We start from the raw sequence: 21,544 nt of genomic DNA on the forward strand, positions 1-21,544 counted from the left end.
AGGAACGAACGTCGTCATGACAGCGCCCACCCCGCACATCCGCCCCGAGGCCGACACGGTCTGGATGGGGCCGCTCCCGGTCGCCCAGGACGGAGGGCTCGATCGCCCCCGGATCGGCATCGCCGGGATCTCGATCGAGTCCAGCACGTTCTCGCCGCACATCTCCGGCGACGAGGCGTTCACGATCCGCCAGGGCGTCGACCTCCTGCGGTACTACCCGTTCCTCGACGAGGGCCGTGAACTGCGCGAGGCGGCCGAGTGGGTCCCGATCCACCACGGGCGCTCGCTGCCGGGCGGAGCCGTGGCGCCGGCCACCTACCAGCGGATGAAGGAGGCGATCGTGCGCGGCATCCGCGCCGAGATCGCCGCGGGCGGTCCGTTCGACGGATTCTTCTTCGACATCCACGGCGCCATGAGCGTCGTCGGCATGCAGGACGCGGAGGGCGACCTGGCGGCGGCCGTGCGCGCCGCGCTCGGCGACGACGCGCTCGTGTCGACCTCGATGGACCTGCATGGCAACGTGTCGGAGGTGCTGCGCGACGCGCTGGATCTGCTCACCAGCTACCGGATGGCGCCGCACGAGGACTGGATGAACACCAAGGAGCGCGCGGTGTGGAACCTGCTCGCGCGCCTGCGCGGTCCGTACGGATCCGACCCGATGCAGCGCCGTCCCTACAAGGCATGGGTGCCGGTGCCCGTGCTGCTGCCGGGGGAGAAGACGAGCACACGGCTGGAGCCGGCGCGCGGCATCTACGCGCAGGTGCCTGCGGTGGAGGAGCTCGACGGCGTCGTGGACGCGGCGATCTGGGTCGGCTACGCCTGGGCTGATGAGCCGCGCAACATGGCGATCGTGATGGTGACCGGTGACGACCGCGCCGTCATCGCGCGGGAGGCCGAGCGCCTTGCCCGGCAGTACTGGGACGCGCGCGCCGACTTCGTCTTCGTGGGGCCGACCGCCGGCCTCGAGGAGGCGCTCGACCGGGCCCTCGCCCCGGGAGCCGCGCGCCCGTATGTGATCTCCGATTCGGGCGACAATCCCACCGCGGGCGGGGCGGGCGACGTCTCCTGGACTCTCGGCGAGCTGCTCGCGCGCCCCGAGCTCGCGGAGCAGGGACGGGTGGTCGTGCACGCCTCTGTGTTCGACCCCGCGGCGGTGGCGCAGGCCGTGACCGCCGGCGTCGGTGCGACCGTGACCCTCCAGGTCGGCGGGCGAGTGGACCCCGGGCCCCGCGGTCCCGTGCCGATCACGGGCGAGGTGTTCTCGATCACCGAAGGCGACCCCGAGGCGGGCACGCAGGTCGTGCTCCGCGCCGGCAGCGTGCACGCGATCGTGACCGAGCGGCGCAAGCCCTTCCACCACCTCGACGATTTCCGGATGCTGGGGCTGGATCCCGAGAGCGCCGACATCGTGATCGTCAAGATCGGGTACCTCGAGCCCGAGCTGTACGACCTCGCCGCCGATTGGACCCTCGCCCTCACACCCGGAGGAGTGGACCAGGATCTGCTCCGCCTGGGGCACCACCGGCTCGCGCCGGGCGTCTTCCCGTTCGACGCCGACGGCACGCCGGCCCTGACCGCGCACGTGAGCCGTCGCGGAGAGGAGCTGTCCGCATGATGAACTTCGAGACGCGCACCGGACCCGACTTCGGATCCGAAGCTCCGGCGTATCCCGCCACCCGGGTGCCGGACTGGTACCGCGACGCCAAGCTCGGCTTCTTCGTGCACTGGGGGCTGTACTCGGTGCCGGCCTGGGCCGTGCAGCACGGCGAGGGCGTGAACATCCCGACCGAGGACGCGTACGCCTGGCATCAGTACGCGGAGTGGTACGGCAACACCGTACGGATCGCCGGGAGCCCGACCTGGCAGCGGCACCAGGAGCTCCACGGACCCGGCACGTCGTACGAGGACCTCGCAGACCTCTGGGACACGTCGTCCTTCGACGCCGACGCCTTCATCGGCGAGCTCGTGGACGCAGGTGCCCGCTACGTCATCCCGACGACCAAGCACCACGAGGGCTTCTGCCTCTGGGACACCGGCACGACCGGCTTCAACGCGGTGGCCCGCGGGCCCCGGCGCGACCTCATCGCGGAGCTCCACGACGCCACGCGACGTGCCGGCGCACGCTTCGGGGTGTACTTCTCCGGCGCGCTGGACTGGCACGCGAGCGACTTCCCGGCGATCGAGTCGGACACCGACCTGTTCCGCTACCGCCGCAACGACGAGCATTTCTCGCGCTACGCGGCCGCGCAGCTCGACGAGCTCGTCGAGCGGTTCTCGCCGGACGTGCTGTGGAACGACATCGAATGGCCCGACGGCGGCAAGGGCCACGACGACTTCGCGGTCGCCGCGCTGCTGCGCCGCTACTTCGAGCGAGTGCCGGACGGCGTCGTGAACGACCGCTGGGGCGTGCCGTACCACGGCTTCCTCACGCGCGAGTACACGCACATCCCCGGCATCCTCGAGGCGCCGTGGGAGTCGACGCGCGGCCTCGGCTACTCGTTCGGATACAACCAGGCCGAGGACGAGCGGCAGACGCTGTCCGGGCCGGACCTGATCCGGATGCTCGTCGACGTGGTCTCCAAGAACGGGAACCTGCTCATCAACGTCGGTCCAGACGCGGCCGGGCGGATCCCGGAGCTGCAGCGCCGCACGATGCAGGATCTCGGCGCATGGATGCGTGTGAACGGCGATGCGATCCACGGGACGCGTCCCTGGGTGCGCTTCGGCGAGGAGATCGGCGAGCCGCGCCGCTACACGCGGTCCGCGGAGGGGGTGCACGTGCACGCCCTCGACCCGAGCACGGGGGAGGTCCGCCTTCCCGCCGAACTGGCCGACGGTGCGGCGCGCTGGGCGGACGGTTCCGCCGCGGAATCGGAGGCATCCGGCGACGGCACGCGGATCGTGCGCATCCCCGCGGGGCTGCGGGCCGAGCCCGTCGCCACCCTCACGGTCGCGCCGTGACGCGCATCGCGCTCGAGATCGCCGTCGATGGGCCGACCGGAGCGCGGACGGCGTTCGCGGGCGGTGCGGATCGCGTCGAGCTCTGCCAGGCGCTCGCCGCGACCGGCGGCCTGACGCCTTCGGGGGCGACGGTCGACGCGGTCCTCGCCGTGGCCGGCGCTCCGGAGCGCATCGCCGTGCTCGTCCGGCCGCGCGTCGGCGGATTCGTCTACAGCGCCGAGGAGGTCGACCTCGTGGCCGCCGACATCGCCGATCTCGTCCGTCGCGGCGCGGGAGCGGTCGTGGTCGGCGCGCTGACCGCCGACGGCGCCGTGGACCGCGGCGCTCTCGAGCGCTGGAGGAGCGCCGCGGGTGCCGCGGATCTCGTCTTCCACCGGGCGATCGACACGGTGCCGGAGCCCGCGGCCCTCGTCGACGATCTCGTGTCGAGCGGGGTACGGCGCGTCCTGACGAGCGGAGGGGCCGCCCGCAGCATCGACGGTCGCGACACCCTGCGCGCCCTCGTCGCGGAGGCGGACGGCAGGCTCGAGATCATGGCCGGGGGAGGCGTGCGCGTCGAGGACATCCCCCGGCTCGTCGCCTGCGGCGTCGACGCGATCCACCTCTCCGCACGCCGGCCCTCCGGGGACACCGCGCCGAGCGGTCCCGGCGGCGGGGATCCCGGCTTCGATGTGACCGACGGCGGCATCGTGCGCCACGCCGCTGCCGCATTGCGCGTGCGACTCTGACCCGCCGCCTCTGACCGTGGCCGCCTCCGAGCCGTCGGTCCCCTGACGAGGAAGAGCGCGGCGCCCTCTCGGGAGCGTCGCGCTCTTCGCAGCGGTCGCGGCGGGGCCCGCTCGGTTCAGGGCGTGCTGGTCGGCGAGGGCTCGGAGCCGCTCGACGCCGCGTCCGGCACCGTCAGGGGAGCCTGGACTCCTGCGCCCCATACCGGAGCGGGAAGGGTGACGGTCTGCCCGCCCTGGATCTGACGCAGTGCGTCAGCGATCGCCGTGGCGTTCTCCGGCACCGGCAGGCCGCACTTCTCCAGCTCCGAGGCGAACTTCAGCGTGAGGCGCTCCTTGCCCGCCGCGACGGCATCGGCGGTGGTCCCGGTCTGGATCGCGCTGCCGGTCTGGATGTCCGAAACCTTGTCGCACACGTGGTAGACGGCGCCGCCGGAGACCCAGGTCACCTGATCCTTGCCGAGCAGCTGGATGACCGTGGACTGGTCCGCCGTGTACTGCTCGACGGACGCAGGCTTGAAGTCGATGCCGAGCACCACGGCGAGCGCGGCGAGCGCGATGCCGACGATGCCCGCGATCGTCTTCTGCCCCTTGTCCATGTCCTTGTTCAGGAACACCATGATGATGAGCGGCACGAACGCGATGATCGCGATGATCGCGCCGAGCTGGTTCTGCACGAAGAAGCGGACGGTGTCGGAGCGGCGGGCCGGATCCAGATGATTCGCCTTCTTCCACAGGAAGGATCCGGTGATCGAGAGCGCGGCGATCACCACGAACAGCACGATGAGCGTGATGAACGCCCACTGCGGGAAGGTGACGGTCGCGCCCTGCTGCTCGAGCAGGCCTGTGTCGGGGTTGCGGACGAGCTTGCCGTCCTCGCCGACCACCTGGCGCTGACGCAGCAGCCAGAAGATGCCGACGGCCTCGGCGGCGATGGCGACGGCCCAGAGCACGGCCGCGATCCAGCGGAACCGGGTCGCGGTCGCCTTTGCCTCCGGGGTGGGCACCCAGCCGGCGGGCGGATCCGCGGGGCCGTTGGCGGCCGCGGCGTTCCCTGCGGCGGAAGTGCTCTTGCTCGCTGCGGTGCGGGCGGGTCTCTTGCTGCTGTTCTCGGGCACGGTGGTCCTTTCCCTTCCCCCTGATGCTGGACCTGAGCCTAGCGGCGGCGAAGCCGCACGCGTGGGATATCGGTCGCTACGCTGGACACATGACAACCGACCCGGACGACGCGCTGCGCTGGGAGGGCGACGAGCCCGATGCGCCGGACGCTGCCGCGAAGAATGCGCCCCCTGCAGTGCCGCGGGCACAGACCTCCGCGGGCGACGCTCAGAAGGCGGAGCGGGTCGGAGAGAGCGCAGCCGGTACTCCGGTGGCGCGCGCCGCGACGGGCGGGGCGACGTCGGCTGCAGAGGTCGAGACCGACGCCGACGACGAACCGGCGGGGATCGGCAACGCAGCCCTGGTCTTCTACGGGATCATCGGCGGCGTGTACCTGCTCTTCGCGGTCGGCTGGATCGTGGGCGGTTTCCGGCTGCGTCCGCGCGCGTCCCTGCTGCTCGTGGACTGGATGTACTTCCCCTGGATGTGGCTCGCAGCGCTCGCCCCGGTGCTCTGGTTCGCCACGGCCTGGGTGCTCACCCGCGGCAGGGCGACCTGGATCCGGATCGTGGCGCTGATCGCCGGCGCCGCGCTGCTGGTGCCGTGGCCCTTCGTGATGTTCGGGACGGTGGGAGCATGAGCGCCGAGTCTATGTCGACCGCACCGCAGACCGATCCGCGGCGTCCGCGCTGGATCTTCTACACACTGCTGGGCGTGTTCGGCCTGCTGTACGCCTACGCGATCTGGAACGCGATCGCGTACATGATCCCGCTCGTGGGCCTCGCCGTCGGAGCGACGACCTGGGTGGCACTGATCCTGGCGATCATCCTGCCGGCCGTCATCTACGTCGTCGCGATCGCGCTGACCCGGCGGCGCCGGCTCGGCACGGTGGCGCTCGTGCTGCTCGCGGGCCTGGGCCTGGTCGCCGTGTTCTGGCTCGACGTGGTCGGTTACACGCTCTCCGGCACGCACTGACCGCCCCGGTCTCTCGCCGTCACACGGTCGGGGCGGCTCTGGCGCCTCGGGTAGAGTGTGGGCACTATCGCGCCCCGACGGTGCGGCGCGTCCGGATCCCCCTTCCCAGCCCCGAAGGATCTCTCTGTGCCCGAGAATGCCGTGAACACGTCTGCCCGCAAACCCATCGTCCTGCTCGCGGAGACGCTGTCTCCCGCCACGGTGGACGCGCTCGGTCCCGACTTCGACATCCGCTCGGTGGACGGCACCGACCGTGAGGCGCTGTTCGCCGCCCTCGCCGACGCCGATGCCGTGCTGATCCGCTCGGCCACGAAGATCGACGCGGAGGCGCTCTCGCACGCCCCGGTGCTGAAGGTCGTCGCCCGGGCGGGCGTCGGCCTCGACAACGTCGACATCAAGGCGGCGACGGCCGCCGGCGTCATGGTCGTGAACGCGCCCACATCGAACATCGTCTCCGCCGCCGAGCTCACCGTCGGCCACATCCTCAGCCTCGCCCGCCGGATCCCGGCGGCACACGCCTCGCTGTCGGCGGGGGAGTGGAAGCGCAGCTCCTACACCGGCGCCGAGCTCTTCGAGAAGACGGTCGGCATCGTCGGCCTCGGCCGGATCGGCGCGCTCGTCGCGGCGCGCCTGGCGGCGTTCGACATGCGCGTCGTCGCCTACGACCCCTACATCACGAGCGCCCGCGCCCAGCAGCTCGGCGTGCAGCTGCTCAGCCTCGAGGACCTCGTCGCCGAGAGCGACTTCCTCACGATCCACATGCCGAAGACGCCGGAGACCACCGGCATGATCGGCGCCGAGCAGTTCCGTGCCATGAAGAAGACCGCGTACGTCGTCAACGTCGCGCGCGGCGGACTCATCGACGAGGAGGCGCTGCTGGTCGCCCTGCAGAACGGCGAGATCGCCGGTGCCGGCCTGGACGTCTTCACGTCCGAGCCGCCCGTCGAGGGCAGCGCGGCCCGCGCGCTCACCGCGCAGCCGAACGTCGTGGTCACCCCGCACCTCGGTGCGTCGACCGACGAGGCTCAGGAGAAGGCCGGCGTCTCCGTCGCGCGCTCGGTGCGCCTCGCCCTCGGCGGGGACCTCGTTCCGGACGCCGTCAACGTGGCCGGCGGCGTCATCGACCCGTACGTGCGCCCTGGCATCCCGCTCACCGAGAAGCTCGGCCAGATCCTTTCCGGTCTCGCCCAGTCCCCGCTCACGAGCCTCGACGTCGAGGTGCACGGCGAGCTCAACGGCTACGAGGTCAGCGTGCTGCGCCTGGCCGCGCTCAAGGGCGTTTTCACCCCGATCGTGAGCGAGACGGTGTCGTACGTGAACGCGCCGCTGCTCGCCGAGCAGCGCGGCGTCGCTGTGCGCCTCGTTCAGGATGACGTCAGCGAGGAGTACCGCAACGTCATCACGCTGCGCGGCGCGCTCGCCGACGGCAGCCAGGTCTCGGTGTCCGGCACCCTGACCGGCCCGAAGCAGATCGAGAAGCTCGTCGCGATCAACGGCCACGCGGTCGAGCTGCCGATCGAGAAGCACCATGTCGTCATGCTCTACACCGACCGCCCCGGCATCGTCGCGGTCTACGGGCAGCGCTTCGGCGACGCGGGCATCAACATCGCCGGCATGCAGATCGCGCGCGAGACGGCCGGCGGCCAGGCGCTGTCCGTGCTCACGCTCGACTCGCCGATCCCGGAGACCCTCCTCGATGAGGTGCGCGAGGCGATCGACGCCGACCTGTTCCGTCAGATCGAGCTCGTCGAGGCCTGACCCGGCTCACGAAGAACCGCCGCCCCCGAACGATAGGGGCGGCGGTTCTTCGCGTCGGGACGGCGTCAGTTCTCGACGGACCGCCGCACCAGGGTGACGAGCGCGTCGAGACCGGCCCCGGCGGGCACGACTCCGTCGGATCCGGCCGCGTCCAGCGCATTGTTGAAGAACAGGCCGTCGCTGAGCAGCAGCACGAGATCGAGCGCCGCCTGATCGCGGACGTGCGGGCTGATCCCCTCCGCGAAGCGATCGCGCATCCGGTGCAGAGCCTCCGCCGCGGACGAGCTGCCGCCCTGCGCCAGCCGGGATGCGGCGATGATCGCGCGGTCGAGCGAGTCGTCCATCATCACCGACGTGCGCAGGTAGTACTCGACGGGGCCTTCCGGCGCCTCGACCATCGTCGCGACGTCCTCCTCGACGAGACGGTCCAGGCGCCCGATCATCGCACTCGCGAGTTCGTCCTTCGACGCGAAGTGATAGAGCAGACCGCCTTTGGAGACGTCGGCGGCCCGTGCCACGGCGTCGAGGGTCGCGGTGCGCTCTCCCGCGGAGATGAGCAGGGCCTCGTAGGCGTCGAGAACGCGCTCACGGGCATGCGGAGGTCTGGCCATGTCTGTTACTATACCAGCTGGACGGTTAAGTAACTCGTCCTTCCGCGATGAAACCGAGAGGTGCACCATGTCCGCAACAGCGTCGATCTCCCTGCCGGGGACCGAGGACGGCCCCCGCGTCGGTGCACGCGGCTGGGCGGCGCTGGTCGTGCTCATGCTGCCGGTGCTGCTGGTCTCGGTCGACAACACCGTGCTGTCCTTCGCTCTGCCGGAGATCTCGACGGCGCTGAGCCCCAATGGCGTCGAGCAGCTCTGGATCATCGATGTCTACCCGCTCGTGCTCGCCGGGCTCCTGGTGACGATGGGCACGCTCGGTGACCGTTTCGGGCGGCGGAAGATGCTGCTCATCGGCGCCACCGGGTTCGCGCTCGTCTCCGCGCTCGCCGCATTCGCGCCCACGGCGGCGCTGCTGATCGCCGCCCGCGCTCTGCTCGGGTTCTTCGGCGCGATGCTCATGCCGTCGACGCTCTCGCTGCTGCGCTCGGTGTTCCAGAACCGCGAGCAGCGACGGCTCGCGATCGCCGTGTGGGCGGCCGCGTTCTCCGCCGGCTCCGCACTCGGGCCGATCGTCGGGGGAGTGCTGCTCGAGCACTTCGCGTGGGGATCCGTGTTCCTCGTCGCCGTGCCCGTGCTCATCCCGCTGCTGATCCTCGCACCGATCCTGGTGCCGGAGAGCCGGGATCCGAATCCGGGACGGATCGACCTGCTCAGCATCCTGATGTCGATGGCCACCATGGTGCCCGTGGTCTATGCGATCAAGGAGTTCGCCGTCGATGGCATCACCCCGCTCGTCGTGATCCTGATCATCGTCGGTGTCGGCATGGGCGTGCTGTTCGTGCGCCGGCAGCTGCGCGCGGAGGTCCCGATGCTCGACATGGCGCTCTTCCGCCGCGGCATGTTCAGCGGTGCGATCCTGGTGAACCTGCTCAGCGTCGTCGCCCTCGTGGGCTTCCTCTACTACGTGTCGCAGCATCTGCAGCTCGTGCTCGGGTTGAAGCCCGTCGAGGCAGGCCTCGCGCTCATCCCGGGTATGGGCATGATGATCGTCTCCGGCCTCGTCGTCGTGCCGATCGCGCGCCGCGTGCGCCCCGAGATCCTCGTCCCGGCCGCCCTGGTGTTCTCGCTCGCGGGCTATCTCGTGGTGGCCTTCACCACGCATGCGCACGGCGTGGCGCCGCTGATCGTCGCGTTCGTGCTGCTCGGCATCGGCATCGGCGCGGCGGAGACCGTCTCCAACGAGCTCATCCTCGCCGCGGCCCCGCCGGAGAAGGCTGGCGCGGCCAGTGCCGTGTCCGAGACGGCGTACGAGCTGGGCGCCGTGCTCGGCACCACGATCCTCGGCGGAATCATCACCGCGTTCTACCGCACCTCGCTGGTCGTGCCGGCGGGCGTGCCGGAGGCGCTGGCCGATCGCGCGAAGGAGACTCTCGCCGGAGCGTTCTCCGTGGCGGAGCAGCTGCCGGGGGCGCTCGGACAGGCGCTGCAGCAGGCCGCATCCGAGGCGTTCGGCACCGGCGTCATGGTGACCTCGCTCATCGGAGGCTTCCTGGTGGTCTGCGCCGCGACGATCGCCGCGCTCACCCTCGGGCGCCGGCTCGGCAACTGACCGCCATTCTCGAGTCGTCCCCCTCAGCACGGTCCATAGGTCGTTCTGAGGGGGACGACTCTTTGTCGGGAGGGTCTCCGGCTCCCGATAGCCTGGGATCCTCCACCCGTAACGAATCGCAAGGAGCGCCCGTGTCGGAATCGTCGTCCCGTGTCGTGAAGCTGGCTGTCATCCCCGGTGACGGCATCGGTCCCGAGGTCGTCACCGAGGCGGAGAAGGTGCTCGACGCCGTCACCGCCTCGAGCCCCGTGACGTTCGAGAAGACCCGGTTCTCGCTCGGCGCCGCGCGCTTCCTGGAGACGGGCGAGACGCTGACCGATGAGGATCTGGATGCGATCCGCGCGCACGACGCGATCCTGCTCGGCGCCGTCGGCGGGCAGCCGGGGGATCCGCGCCTGAAGGACGCGAACATCGAGCGCGGGCTGTTGCTGAAGCTCCGTTTCGAGCTCGACCACTACGTGAACCTGCGTCCGTCCAAGCTGTACCCGGGGGCACCGGGTCCGCTGGCGGATCCGGGCGAGATCGACTTCGTCGTCGTGCGCGAGGGCACCGAGGGACCCTACGTCGGCAACGGCGGCGCGATCCGCAAGGGCACCCCGCACGAGGTCGCGAACGAGACCAGCGTGAACACCGCGTTCGGTGTGGAGCGGGTGGTGCGCTACGCCTTCGCGCTCGCGGAGAAGCGCCGAAAGAAGCTCACACTCGTGCACAAGACCAACGTGCTGGTGCACGCCGGCGCGATCTGGAAGCGCATCGTCGACGAGGTGGCGCAGGAGCACCCCGACGTGGCCGTAGACTACCTGCACGTCGATGCGGCCACGATCTTCCTGGTCACCCACCCTTCGCGCTTCGACGTGATCGTCACCGACAACCTCTTCGGGGACATCCTCACGGATCTGGCCGGCGCCGTCACCGGTGGCATCGGCCTCGCCGCCTCGGGCAACATCAACCCCGACGGCGCGTTCCCGTCGATGTTCGAGCCCGTGCACGGCTCGGCACCCGACATCGCGGGCCAGCAGAAGGCCGACCCCACCGCAGCGATCCTCTCGGTCGCCCTGCTCCTGGACCACCTGGGGCTGAGCGACGAAGCCGCACGCGTACAGCGTGCCGTCGAAGAGGACATCGCCGCGCGGGACGGCGCCCGCACCACCGAACAGACCGGCGCGGCGATCATCGCCCGACTCCAGGCGTAACCTGAAGTCAGCGCACGACGCCGCACCCTTCGACCTGTCAGGACGCATTCATGACCATCGAACTCCCTCTTCAGGCTCCGTCACCCGCCGGACTCATCTGGCGCGTCACCCGTAACGAGGACGCGCGCTCCGACGCCGACCGCGAGGAGATCCTCGCCGCGCCCGGCTTCGGACAGCACTTCACCGACCACATGGTCGATCTGTGCTGGTCGGACAAGGGCGGCTGGCACCGTCCTCGAGTCTCGCCGTACGGCCCCATCGAGCTCGACCCGGCCGCCGCCGTGCTGCATTACTCGCAGGAGATCTTCGAGGGCCTCAAGGCCTACCGGCACGCGGACGGATCCGTGTGGACCTTCCGCCCCGACCGCAACGCCGCCCGCCTGCAGCGTTCTGCGCGGCGCCTGGCTCTTCCCGAGCTGCCGACCGAGTTGTTCATCGAGTCGCTCAAGCAGCTCGTCGCCGTCGACTCCTCCTGGGTGCCCAGCAACCCCGAGGAGAGCCTCTACTTCCGCCCGTTCATGTTCGCCAAGGAGGCCTTCCTCGGTGTGCGCGCCGCGAAGAAGGTGGCCTACTACCTCATCGCGAGCCCGGCCGGTGCGTACTTCCCTGGCGGCGTGCAGCCGGTGAACATCTGGCTGTCCCGTGACTACGCCCGCGCCGGTCACGGCGGAACGGGCGCGGCCAAGACCGGCGGCAACTATGCCTCGAGCCTGCTCCCGCAGGAGGAGGCGTACAAGAAGGGCTGCCAGCAGGTCCTGTTCCTCGACGGCGAGTACATCGAGGAGCTCGGCGGCATGAACCTCGTGCTCGTCACCCGCGACAACAAGCTGATCACCCCGGCCAGCGACTCCATCCTCGAGGGCATCACGCTCGCGTCGATCCTGCAGCTCGCGAAGGACCGCGGGCTGGAGGTCGAGCAGCGCAAGGTCTCCATCCAGGAGTGGCGCGACGGTGCCGCGTCCGGCGAGATCGTCGGCGCATTCGCCTGCGGCACCGCCGCGGTCGTGGTGCCGATCGGCACGCTCATGGCGGACGACTTCGAGATCGTGCACGCGGGCCCCGCGTCGACCGAGCTCGCGATGTCGCTGCGCGAGGAGCTCACCGACATCCAATACGGCCGTCGTGAGGACACCCACGGCTGGCTCGTCCGGCTGGACGCCTGACCCGCCGCACGATCCACGCCGTCTCCGACACGGAGGCGGCGCATGAACTGCGATCCCTGACAGGAGAGGACCCCGCTATGAAGCTGGCCATGGTCGGACTCGGACGGATGGGGGCGAACATCGTGCGCCGCCTCATGCGCGGAGGGCACGAGTGCGTCGTCTACGACGTCAACCCGGATGCTGTCGCCGCACTCGTGGCGGAGGGGGCGATCGGCGCGACCGATTACGCCGACCTGGCGGCAAAGCTCGACGGGCCGCGCGTCGTCTGGCTGATGATCCCGGCCGGGCTCACCGGGCGCGTCGTCGACGAGCTCAGCGAGGTGCTGCAGCCCGGCGACATCCTCATCGACGGCGGCAACTCGAACTACCGCGACGACGTGCGCCGCGCCAAGGCGCTGCGGGAGAAGGGCCTGAATTACGTCGACGTCGGCACCAGCGGCGGGGTCTTCGGCCTGGAGCGCGGCTACTGCCTCATGGTCGGCGGGCCCGACGAGGCATTCGCGACGATCACCCCGATCCTGAAGACCATCGCCCCGGGCGTGGGCGAGATCGAGCGCACCCCGGGCCGTACCGGTGAGCTCGGCGACGAGGAGCTCGGATTCCTGCACTGCGGGCCGTCCGGTGCCGGTCACTTCGTGAAGATGGTGCACAACGGCATCGAGTACGGCGTGATGGCGGCGCTGGCCGAGGGGCTGAACCTGCTCGAGAACGCCGACGCGGGGATCCGCGAGGCCGAGCACTCCGCCGAGGTGGCACCTCTCGAGGAGCCCGAGTACTACCAGTTCGACATCGACACCCCGAAGGTCGCGGAACTGTGGCGGCGCGGATCCGTCATCTCGTCGTGGCTACTCGACCTCACCGCCGCGGCTCTGCAGGGCAACCCCACGCTCGACGGCCTCGCCGGCCGGGTGTCCGACTCGGGCGAGGGCCGCTGGACGGTCAAGGCCGCCGTCGACGTGGGCGTGCCGGTGCCGGTGCTCGCCGCCTCGCTGTTCGAGCGCTTCGCGTCGCGGGACGAGGACCTGTACGCGAACAAGGTGCTCTCCGCGATGCGCCTGCAGTTCGGCGGGCACAAGGAGCTGCCCGCGGGCGACGTGCTCGAGGCCGGCGGCAACAAGGCCGAGACGACGGGCTGATCGCGCGTCTGGATAGGCTGAGCGTGTGAAGATCGCTCGGTTCAGCCACAACGACGGCATCAAGTACGGGATCCTCGACGAGGGCGAGCTGGTCGTGCTGGCCGGCGACCCGATGTTCGCGGGCTACGAGACGACGGGGGAGCGGGTGCCGCTGGCCGATGTGGCGCTGCTCGCCCCGGTGATCCCGCGGTCGAAGGTGGTCTGCGTCGGCAAGAACTACCACGACCATGCCGCCGAGATGGGCGGCGAGGCGCCGGCGGAGCCGCTGCTGTTCCTCAAGCCGAACACCGCGGTGATCGGCCCCGGTGACACCATCGTGCGTCCGAATGCGCTCTCGGAGCGCACCGAGCACGAGGGCGAGCTCGTGGTCGTGATCGGGCGCATCGCCAAGAACGTCGCCGCGGAGAACGCGCAGCAGTACGTGTTCGGCTACACGGTCGGCAACGACGTCACGGCTCGCGACCTGCAACGCAAGGACGGCCAGTGGTCGCGCGCGAAGGGCTTCGACACGTTCTGCCCGCTGGGACCGTGGATCGAGACCGATGTCGACCTGGACGTCGCGGAGCTCACCACCCGGGTGAACGGCGAGGTGCGCCAGCACGCCCCTCTCACCGACATGATCCACTCCGTCGCCGACATCATCGCGTATGCCTCGGCCGTCTTCACGCTGCTGCCGGGCGATGTGATCATGACCGGCACTCCGGCCGGCGTGGGCGCCTTCGAGGCCGGTGACACGGTCGAGGTCGAGATCTCCGGAATCGGGACGCTGCGCAACGCTGTGCGCGACGCCGTGCCCGCGTCGTGACCGCAGCGATCCTGACCGAACAGGAGCGCACCAGGATCCAGCGTCGCACCGTCGGAATCCTCTCGCTCGGTCAGGTCCTCGGCGGAATCGCCTTCGGCGCGACGGTCTCGCTGGGCGCGCTGCTCGCGGCGGACATCTCCGGCAGCGACGCGCTCTCCGGCCTCGCCACGGCCTCGGTGACGCTCGGTGCGGCCGTCGCCGCGATCCCGCTGGCGCGCCTTGCCGGGTTGCGCGGCCGCCGCCTCGCGCTGACGGCGGGCAACCTGCTCGCCCTGGTCGGCATCGTGGTGGTGATCGGCGCGGCGGCGATCCGCGTGTTCCCGCTGCTGCTGGTCGGGATCATCATGATCGGCATGGGCAACGCCGGGAACCTGCAGTCCCGGTTCGCCGCGACCGATCTCGCCCAGCCGCAGCATCGCGGTCGGGATCTGTCGGTCGTCGTGTGGGCGACCACGATCGGAGGGGTCGCCGGGCCCCTGCTGCTCGGACCGGGCGAGCAACTCGGGCGGGTGATCGGCATGCCGGAGCACACCGGCTCCTACCTGTTCTCGCTGGTGGCGCAGGTCGCGGCGTTCGCCCTGTACCTGATCGCCCTCCGGCCGGATCCGCTGCTCACCTCGCGCATGCTGCCCGAGACCGGATCCGTCGCGGCCGGCATCGAGCGCGTCGACCGCCCGGTCGCCGCCCGCTACGCGATCTTCGCGATCGCCGGCTCGCACGTCACGATGGCCTCGGTCATGGCGATGACCCCGGTGCATCTGTCGCACATGGCCATGGCCGGCGGGGTGATGGGCGGCATGCACGACGGGATGTCGATGGAACTCGACGTCACGGTGCTCGTCGGCGTGACCATCGCCATGCACGTGGCCGGGATGTACGGACTGTCGCCGGTGTTCGGCATCCTCTCCGACCGCTGGGGCCGGCTGCGCACCGTGCTGCTCGGGCAGGCGCTGCTCGTCGTATCGCTGTGCTTCGCGATGTTCGCGGGGGAGACGCCGTGGGGCGTCATGGTCGCGCTCATCCTGCTGGGCCTGGGCTGGAGCGCCGCGACCGTCGCCGGTGCGGCTCTGCTCACCGAGGCGTCGGCGCCCGCGCTGCGCACGCGCCGCCAGGGGCGCAGCGACTCGATCATGAGCCTGAGCGCGGCCGGCGGTGCGGTGCTGGCGGGCGTCATCCTGCAGTCGTTCTCCTACGCGGGCCTCGCGATCGCCGCCCTCGTGGTCGTCGTCTCTATCGTCGCGCTGTCGCCCTTCGGGAAGCGATGAGGGGGCGCCCCAGCAGCTGGAGCGAGGTCGGCGAGGCGTACGCAGCCTCGTACGCCGCGCTCTGTGCCGGGACCGGTGTCGTGCTGCGGGAGCTGCTCAAATCCGGGGCGGGGCGCACTCTGGTCGATGTCGGCGCGGGAACCGGCGAGCTCGCCTCGTCCTTCGCCGAGGACGGGTGATCGTCGATGCGCGGGAGCCGGAGCCGAGCATGTGGGAAGTCTCGACGCGTCGCCATCCGGGACTGCGGATCAGCGAAGGCGCGCCGCAGCCGCCGAGCTGCGGCGCGTGCCGCGCGGCACGATGGTGGCGACGATCTGGACCGAGTCGCCGTCGTGGCGGTGGGCTGAGGTGTGCGAACGCGCGGGACTGGAGGCTGCCTCGGGCGGGCGGCTTCGCGCCGACCAGGACTTGGAGCGGAACGTCGACGGCTTCGCGCGGATGCTTGCGAAGAGCGGATGGGTCGATCCGGACGTCCGCGAGCGGCCTTGGATGTGGGAGGCCCCGACGACGGCGCTGTGGCGGTCGGTCGAGGGCGGGGTGGCGGGCGCCGGCTCGTACTACCTCGGCCTCGACCGGCACGACCGCCGTCGGTTCCGGAACGGCTTCGACGCGCTGAGCGCCGAGCGCGCGGTGCAAGGGATCCTGTCGCTGGAGCACGCGGCGGCCATCGCCGTGGCCCGTCGCGGCTCAGGACCCGCCCGCAACTAGAATCGAAGGGCTATGGCTACTCCCGATCCCCGCACCACGACCGCGTCCGGTGCTGACGTCCGCGTCCGCTTCTGCCCCTCGCCGACGGGTCTGCCGCACGTCGGCATGGTCCGCACGGCGCTCTACAACTGGGCCTACGCCCGGCACACCGGCGGCAAGATGGTGTTCCGCATCGAGGACACCGACGCCGCGCGCGACAGCGAGGAGAGCTTCCGCCAACTCGTCGACGCGCTGACCTGGCTGAAGATCGACTGGGACGAGGGCGTCGAGGTCGGCGGCCCGCACGGGCCGTACCGCCAGTCGCAGCGCGGTGACATCTACCAGGGCGTGATCGAGAAGCTCAAGGCCGCCGGATCCGTGTACGAGAGCTACTCGACGGCGGAGGAGATCGACGCCCGCAACGAGGCGAACGGCCGCGCGAAGCAGCTCGGCTACGACAACTTCGACCGCGACCTCACCGAGGAGCAGCGGGCCGCGTTCCGCGCCGAGGGTCGCCAGCCGGCGCTGCGCCTGCGGGTTCCCGACGAGGACCTGACCTACGTCGACCTCATCCGCGGCGAGGTGACCTTCCCCGCGGGATCCTTCCCCGACTTCGTGGTCGTGCGTCCGAACGGCGCTCCGCTGTACACGCTCGTGAACCCGGTCGACGACGCGCTCATGGGCATCACGCACGTGCTGCGCGGCGAGGATCTGATGCCGTCGACAGCGCGTCAGCTCGCGCTCTACGGTGCGCTCATCGACGCCGGCGTGACGACCTTCGTGCCGCGCTTCGCGCACATGCCGCTCGTGCTGGGGGAGACCGGCAACAAGAAGCTCAGCAAGCGCGACCCGCAGGCCGACCTGTTCCTGCACCGCGAGCGCGGCTTCATCCACGAGGGCCTGCTGAACTACCTCGCGCTGCTCGGCTGGTCGATCGGCCCCGACCGCGACGTGTTCTCGCTCGAGGAGTTCACGGCCGCGTTCGACATCGTCAACGTGAACCCGAACCCGGCCCGCTTCGACCAGAAGAAGGCCGAGTCGATCAACGGCGACCACATCCGCAAGCTCGAGGCGAAGGACTTCGCCGAGCGGATCCTGCCGTACCTCGCCGCCGCCGACGTGTTCGACGGGGAGCCGACGCACGAGCAGCTCGTGCTGGCCTTCCGCGCCGCCCCGCTCGTGCAGGAGCGCGTGCAGCTGCTCGGCGAAGTGCCCGGCCTGCTGGGCTTCCTGTTCTCCGACCAGGTCTCATACGACGAGGACGCGCTCAAGGGGCTGCCCGCGAACGCCGCCGAGGTGCTCACGGCATCCGTCGTGGCGCTCGAGCCGCTCGATACGTTCACGCCGGAGGCGATCCAGGATGCCCTGGCGGCCGCGCTGATCGACGGTCTCGGTCTCAAGCCCCGCGTCGCCTACGGCCCGCCGCGCGTCGCCCTGAGCGGACGCCGGGTGTCGCCGCCGCTCTTCGAGTCGATGGAGCTGCTCGGCAAGGACGAGACGCTCCGCCGCCTCCGCGCGCTGGCCGAGTTCCTGGGCTGACCCGATCGCGGGCCGGGGCGGGGGAGCGCGACGCGCGCGGGATCTCGCCCCGGTTTGGATCCCGGGATCAGCTCGGGTAAGCTTGACTCTCGGTGCGAGGCTCCGGTTTCGCCCTTGGGGTATGGTGTAATTGGCAACACGGCTGATTCTGGTTCAGTTGTTCTTGGTTCGAGTCCAGGTACCCCAGCCAACAGAGAAGGCCCGGAAACCCTGAGGAAAGTCAGTGATCCGGGCCTCTGTCGTTTCCTGATGGGGGAGAGCGGATCCGGGTTATAGGCCAGATTGGCCCATAACCCCAGGGTGGTCTAGATCCCGGGCAGCACGGATCTCTCGAACATTGCGGTTGCGCCCAACGCATCAACTTCAACCGGACCAGGAAACTGACGAGCCGCGCATTATTGGTTCATCTCGTGCCCGCTGGTTGCGCGCCCGTGCCTACCATCAGGGGCCAACGAACAGCTCCGCCTGGCTGAGTGAACGACCGCTCTCATGGAGATATTCTGACCAGCCGATGGAGCGGTAGAAACCAACTGCATCCGGCGAAGACAGAGCGTGCAACCGGCCGTGGGCGGCTGTCAGAGCTTGCGTTACGCGTCCGCCAACGCCACGGCCTCGGTGGCTCTTGTGTACCTCGAAATAGTCAAGTTCAGTCGTCAATAGCTCTGGTGGCGCTGTGTATCCGACCAGAAGCAGGGGCTTGGTATTGACGAGCGCACGAGCCACAGGGACGCCGTCCTCGGCAACTGAGTAGATCGCATAGTCTCGTTCATCAGGCCCCGGCGTTGCATCCCAGGAATAGTCGTACCCGGAGTCGTAGTCGAACCGGTTAACTCGGGACATCACGAGAGGCATCCCACAATCATCCCGGTTCTCCGACATCACACAGTGCAGCAGCCCTTGTGCGTGTTCGTCGCGACAAAGTTGATGAGCGACATCTCGCTGGACGTGGACTGGTGCTGCTGGGAACTCGACGTCAACAGGGCCTGCGTGCTAACGGGATCTCAGGCCTCGGCGCCGTATGGACTCCATCTGCCGAGGAACGGCTTCAGCTGCTCAAGTGTCGGCTCTGACACCTCAGGGAGTATCAATAGCAAAGACACCCACGTTGATCGGGTACTGGCCTACCTCGATGCAACCGCGCTGCCCCCCGCACCAGGAGGAGTCACCCCGACCGTCCGGAGGTGATGCCTTGTTCAAGGATCTGATGCGCGACGTCTGGAGATAGCCGATGGCAGCACCCGAAGATTGGATCGTATCCACTGGCGTCAGGCCTGTGTACGACAACCTCGCAGACCTCGTCGTGCCCGATCAGGTGTTGAGCGACCCGAGCCGCTCCCTGATCGCCAAGGGACTGTTCACGCTGTTGCTCACTGAGCAGGGGGCCAACCCGTCAATCACTACGACGAGGCCTACGAGGACCCGGATGATATCGCTGCGGCGATCGACGAGCTTGTGAGGGCAGGACTCGCCGTCCGCGTCGAGCGATAGGCGCTGGGCAATGGCTCGCCTCGCCGGGTGTGTCCGCGCACCGCCGAGGTGATTCTGCGATACGCGGACACCCGCGCCTACCGGATCTGCAGCTCTCCAGGTGGCTGGGTGTTCTGCGACCAGCCGATATTGCCCCCTCCGCCCGGAGACGACGGCGCCTCGTTGCTGTTGCCTCCGCCGCTGGTTGACTCCTCGTAGTCAGGCCGGCTCATTGTCGCTCTCCATTCGTGTAGCCATTTCTTCTCTGAGGTTGCTGCCTCGGGCGGCCTCGGTTACGCGCCCGATCGACGAGCCCTGGCCGAAATAGGCGTATCCAACGCTTGTCTCACCACCGGAATCGGCATCGCCGCTACTCCAAGCGATGCTGTCTTCGTAATCCGGTCTTCCCATGCGAGTCATCCTCCAAGAACTTCGATGCTGAACACGATTGAAAGTGAAATCGCGGCAACCGCAAGCGCTGCGAATCCCACCCAGACCCACTGGGCGCGCGCGGCCAGATCATCTTCGCGCGCGGCGAGCACGGTTGCCTTGTCTTCGACGAGCTCGGCCTCGACCTGCGCGGCGGTATGCCCGCAATCAAGGTGTCGATCGACCAGACGTCGTGCTTGAACCGCGATGCGCTTCGCTGGTCGGAGCGCAACTGCCGCGCACGCTAGCGCGACACACGCCAGTGCGAGCGAGACCACGCCGAAGAGCGGCACAACCTTCCAAAGCTGTGCGGTCGCGGCTGCGACCAGCACGCCTGCAGAAACGGCGAGGAAGGAAGCCTTGTTTGTCACGCTCGTCGTGCGTTCGGCGGCGTCGACGCCCAGGCGATCGAGCTCCTCGTTGAGCAGGCGGACTCGTGCCCAGCGCTTGCGGTTCTCCGCGTCGGGGTCTGGCTTCTTCACATTTCAAGGCTAGCCGTGGCCGCGGACACTAATTTCGGGCCGCGAAGTTGGTTAGTCTTTCCGATTCGCGAACGGACGTCGACCGTGCTCGGGCCGTGCAACGAAATCTGCGATGAGGTGATGTTCCAGGGCAGCGACAAACGCATCGGATTCGTCTTCGGCCGCGCGCCAGCAGACGACTAAATCGGCTGCATCTTCCAGTTGGAAGATCCACACACCGCCGCCGTGAGTGTCGGCCGTGCCAGCGCCGGTCCGTCGATATTGCTTGAGTCGTCGGTGAACACCATCCCGCCGTGAGCCGTGAGTCGCGAGCCCGATATAGATCACCTCGGCGCCATCGATCCACTCCGCTTGTAGCCGCTCAACTGGCGCCGTGAAGTCCCTGCTTCGTCCAGCTGCGCTTCGGGCAAGGAACACCGGAGGCGTCGCGGGGGAGCGGAGGACCACATAGATGCCAGGACTCTTCGTTGCGCCGTGCTGCCGAAGTTCCTCGAACGTGACGAAGCCTTCGTACCCGGCTGCCGCGAGCGCCGTACGCGTCCAGGCGGTTGGAACGTGGGCGTCGAACGTCGCCGTCGGGGTGGTCACGGGGAAAGACTAGCGACGGCGAACGACATAGCTTTTGTGCTCGCGAAATGGACGGCTGCGCCTGCGTGGCGGGGCCTTCTCGTTGTGATGGTAACTCTGGGAGTATCGGGGGATGGGATTTTTCAAGCGGCTCTTCGGTAGGGATGCCGAGGCGCAGGCCAATTCAAGTACCGTCTTGGTTTCGGCACCAGAGCCGCCGCGGGCATCACAGGGGCCGCGTATCGAGATCAGCTACTCCTTCGGTGGTGAGGAGGATCTCGTCAAGCTGACGGGGACGACCACGTTCGCGAGAGAGGCCATGACGCGTCTCGCCGAGAGACATGGGATCGACGTCGGCGGATACCTCGAGACGGCGGGAACGCTGCAGCGAGAGCCGGACAATCCAGCGGACCCCATGGCCGTCGCGGTTCACGTCGAAGGGGAGAAGATCGGCTACCTCCCCGGGTATCTCGCCCGGTGCGTTGATCTCTCGGCGGACGGCGCTCGCACCGCTCAAGTACAAATCTTCACGGAGATGCTGCCGAAGGGTCTGCGGGCTGAGGCGTGGGCATGGCTGGCTGAGGGCGAGCCAGAGTGGCAGTGGACGGAGTTCAATCGTCCGGCGCTGTCGCCGGGTGCGAAGGTTGCAGAGCACCAGGCTGGTATCGACAAGATGGTGGCTGATGCGCTGGCAGGAGGCGGCTCGCGGGCGCAGTCCTTCGCAGGAGGCATGGTCAATGGCGTGCACTACTTACAGTTGGTCGAGCCCATCAAGCAACTCAAGCGCGAGGGCCGGCTCGAGCACGCGCTGGTGCTGTGCACCGCGGCGATCCAGGGGGCTGAGGCCGCGCGTGAAGGCCGGGAACCCGCGCCGTGGTACACCGAGCAGGCTGCGATCATCTACCGCAAGCTTGGTCGGCGTGACGACGAAGTCGCGGTGCTACGTCGGTGGCTGACTGTCTGCCCGCCGGAACGTCGGGAAGGAAGTCGCATCAAGGAGCGCTTCGAGAAGCTGACCTAGTCCCTCCGTGCGCGGCGTGCAGGTTAGGCGCGGAGCGGACCGTCGAACTCGGTGCC

General features: G+C 69.2%; 22 protein-coding genes and 1 tRNA gene. 17 read left to right on the forward strand and 6 right to left on the reverse strand.

Going from position 1 to position 21,544, the window contains the following annotated elements; translation table 11 throughout:
• Window positions 1-64: 64 nt before the first annotated feature.
• Genes AB4078_RS04315 through AB4078_RS04325 form a run of 3 tightly spaced genes read left to right on the forward strand, consistent with a single transcriptional unit; the run spans window position 65 to window position 3,689 of the window.
• Window positions 65-1,615, forward strand: coding sequence for a M81 family metallopeptidase (locus AB4078_RS04315; protein WP_441976152.1), 1,551 nt, complete (start codon window positions 65-67; stop codon window positions 1,613-1,615).
• A complete protein-coding gene (locus tag AB4078_RS04320; RefSeq protein WP_441976090.1) occupies window positions 1,612-2,961 on the forward strand; it encodes an alpha-L-fucosidase in 1,350 nt (449 codons plus the stop codon). Before AB4078_RS04315 ends, AB4078_RS04320 begins: the two co-directional genes overlap by 4 nt.
• Window positions 2,958-3,689 carry a copper homeostasis protein CutC gene (locus tag AB4078_RS04325; protein WP_441976091.1) on the forward strand — a complete coding sequence of 244 codons (732 nt, stop codon included), beginning with the start codon at window positions 2,958-2,960 and terminating at the stop codon, window positions 3,687-3,689. The genes AB4078_RS04320 and AB4078_RS04325 overlap by 4 nt, the downstream gene beginning before the upstream one ends.
• 116 nt (window positions 3,690-3,805) lie before the next feature.
• On the opposite strand, the gene AB4078_RS04330 is transcribed toward AB4078_RS04325, so the two are convergent.
• Window positions 3,806-4,804 carry a hypothetical protein gene (locus AB4078_RS04330; RefSeq protein WP_441976092.1) on the reverse strand — a complete coding sequence of 333 codons (999 nt, stop codon included), beginning with the start codon at window positions 4,802-4,804 and terminating at the stop codon, window positions 3,806-3,808.
• An 89-nt stretch (window positions 4,805-4,893) separates the two neighbouring features.
• Here AB4078_RS04330 and AB4078_RS04335 point away from each other — a divergent pair, with 89 nt between their 5' ends.
• The 3 genes from AB4078_RS04335 (at window position 4,894) to serA (ending at window position 7,517) form a co-directional block, all read left to right on the forward strand.
• Complete coding sequence (locus tag AB4078_RS04335) at window positions 4,894-5,424, forward strand: hypothetical protein (RefSeq protein ID WP_441976093.1); 531 nt, start codon at window positions 4,894-4,896, stop codon at window positions 5,422-5,424.
• The gene (locus AB4078_RS04340) at window positions 5,421-5,759 is read left to right on the forward strand and encodes a hypothetical protein (RefSeq protein ID WP_440732047.1); all 339 of its coding nucleotides are present in this window, start codon (window positions 5,421-5,423) and stop codon (window positions 5,757-5,759) included. Before AB4078_RS04335 ends, AB4078_RS04340 begins: the two co-directional genes overlap by 4 nt.
• Window positions 5,760-5,885: 126 nt before the next feature.
• A complete protein-coding gene (gene serA / locus AB4078_RS04345) occupies window positions 5,886-7,517 on the forward strand; it encodes a phosphoglycerate dehydrogenase (RefSeq protein WP_441976094.1) in 1,632 nt (543 codons plus the stop codon).
• 65 nt (window positions 7,518-7,582) lie between these two features.
• On the opposite strand, the gene AB4078_RS04350 is transcribed toward serA, so the two are convergent.
• Window positions 7,583-8,128 (reverse strand): TetR/AcrR family transcriptional regulator, encoded by a 546-nt coding sequence (locus AB4078_RS04350; RefSeq protein ID WP_441976095.1) that lies wholly within the window; start codon window positions 8,126-8,128, stop codon window positions 7,583-7,585.
• A 67-nt stretch (window positions 8,129-8,195) separates the two neighbouring features.
• Between AB4078_RS04350 and AB4078_RS04355 the strand changes: the two genes are divergently transcribed.
• The 10 genes from AB4078_RS04355 (at window position 8,196) to AB4078_RS04400 (ending at window position 17,712) form a co-directional block, all read left to right on the forward strand.
• The gene (locus AB4078_RS04355) at window positions 8,196-9,734 is read left to right on the forward strand and encodes an MFS transporter (RefSeq protein ID WP_441976096.1); all 1,539 of its coding nucleotides are present in this window, start codon (window positions 8,196-8,198) and stop codon (window positions 9,732-9,734) included.
• A 131-nt stretch (window positions 9,735-9,865) separates the two neighbouring features.
• Window positions 9,866-10,927 carry a 3-isopropylmalate dehydrogenase gene (locus tag AB4078_RS04360; RefSeq protein WP_440732043.1) on the forward strand — a complete coding sequence of 354 codons (1,062 nt, stop codon included), beginning with the start codon at window positions 9,866-9,868 and terminating at the stop codon, window positions 10,925-10,927.
• Window positions 10,928-10,977: 50 nt separating this feature from the next.
• Window positions 10,978-12,090, forward strand: a complete 1,113-nt coding sequence (locus AB4078_RS04365; protein ID WP_441976097.1) for a branched-chain amino acid aminotransferase — start codon at window positions 10,978-10,980, stop codon at window positions 12,088-12,090.
• Window positions 12,091-12,167: 77 nt separating this feature from the next.
• Window positions 12,168-13,226 carry a phosphogluconate dehydrogenase (NAD(+)-dependent, decarboxylating) gene (gene gnd / locus AB4078_RS04370; protein WP_441976098.1) on the forward strand — a complete coding sequence of 353 codons (1,059 nt, stop codon included), beginning with the start codon at window positions 12,168-12,170 and terminating at the stop codon, window positions 13,224-13,226.
• Window positions 13,227-13,251: 25 nt separating this feature from the next.
• Window positions 13,252-14,031 (forward strand): fumarylacetoacetate hydrolase family protein, encoded by a 780-nt coding sequence (locus AB4078_RS04375; RefSeq protein ID WP_441976099.1) that lies wholly within the window; start codon window positions 13,252-13,254, stop codon window positions 14,029-14,031.
• Window positions 14,028-15,296, forward strand: coding sequence for an MFS transporter (locus AB4078_RS04380; protein WP_441976100.1), 1,269 nt, complete (start codon window positions 14,028-14,030; stop codon window positions 15,294-15,296). The genes AB4078_RS04375 and AB4078_RS04380 overlap by 4 nt, the downstream gene beginning before the upstream one ends.
• Window positions 15,293-15,475, forward strand: coding sequence for a hypothetical protein (locus tag AB4078_RS04385; RefSeq protein ID WP_441976101.1), 183 nt, complete (start codon window positions 15,293-15,295; stop codon window positions 15,473-15,475). Before AB4078_RS04380 ends, AB4078_RS04385 begins: the two co-directional genes overlap by 4 nt.
• 106 nt (window positions 15,476-15,581) lie before the next feature.
• Window positions 15,582-16,004, forward strand: coding sequence for a hypothetical protein (locus AB4078_RS04390; RefSeq protein ID WP_441976102.1), 423 nt, complete (start codon window positions 15,582-15,584; stop codon window positions 16,002-16,004).
• Between the two features lie 12 nt (window positions 16,005-16,016).
• The gene (gene gltX / locus AB4078_RS04395; protein ID WP_441976103.1) at window positions 16,017-17,522 is read left to right on the forward strand and encodes a glutamate--tRNA ligase; all 1,506 of its coding nucleotides are present in this window, start codon (window positions 16,017-16,019) and stop codon (window positions 17,520-17,522) included.
• 115 nt (window positions 17,523-17,637) lie between these two features.
• Window positions 17,638-17,712: transfer RNA gene (locus tag AB4078_RS04400), tRNA-Gln, on the forward strand.
• Between the two features lie 251 nt (window positions 17,713-17,963).
• Here AB4078_RS04400 and AB4078_RS04405 read toward each other — a convergent pair.
• The 4 genes from AB4078_RS04405 to AB4078_RS04420 all read right to left on the reverse strand — a co-directional run bounded on the left by AB4078_RS04405 (window position 17,964) and on the right by AB4078_RS04420 (window position 20,488).
• Complete coding sequence (locus AB4078_RS04405; RefSeq protein WP_441976104.1) at window positions 17,964-18,401, reverse strand: GNAT family N-acetyltransferase; 438 nt, start codon at window positions 18,399-18,401, stop codon at window positions 17,964-17,966.
• A gap of 807 nt (window positions 18,402-19,208) precedes the next feature.
• On the reverse strand, window positions 19,209-19,400 hold the full coding sequence (locus tag AB4078_RS04410) for a hypothetical protein (RefSeq protein ID WP_441976105.1): 192 nt from the start codon (window positions 19,398-19,400) through the stop codon (window positions 19,209-19,211).
• A 5-nt stretch (window positions 19,401-19,405) separates the two neighbouring features.
• Window positions 19,406-19,900, reverse strand: coding sequence for a hypothetical protein (locus AB4078_RS04415; protein WP_441976106.1), 495 nt, complete (start codon window positions 19,898-19,900; stop codon window positions 19,406-19,408).
• A 51-nt stretch (window positions 19,901-19,951) separates the two neighbouring features.
• Window positions 19,952-20,488 carry a hypothetical protein gene (locus AB4078_RS04420; protein ID WP_441976107.1) on the reverse strand — a complete coding sequence of 179 codons (537 nt, stop codon included), beginning with the start codon at window positions 20,486-20,488 and terminating at the stop codon, window positions 19,952-19,954.
• Window positions 20,489-20,600: 112 nt separating this feature from the next.
• On the opposite strand from AB4078_RS04420, the gene AB4078_RS04425 reads away from it, so the two are divergent.
• Complete coding sequence (locus AB4078_RS04425; RefSeq protein ID WP_441976108.1) at window positions 20,601-21,488, forward strand: HIRAN domain-containing protein; 888 nt, start codon at window positions 20,601-20,603, stop codon at window positions 21,486-21,488.
• Window positions 21,489-21,544: the final 56 nt, after the last annotated feature.

Origin of the sequence: Microbacterium sp. 2MCAF23, from assembly GCF_052115565.1 — a bacterium.
Classification (GTDB): Bacteria; Actinomycetota; Actinomycetes; order Actinomycetales; family Microbacteriaceae; genus Microbacterium.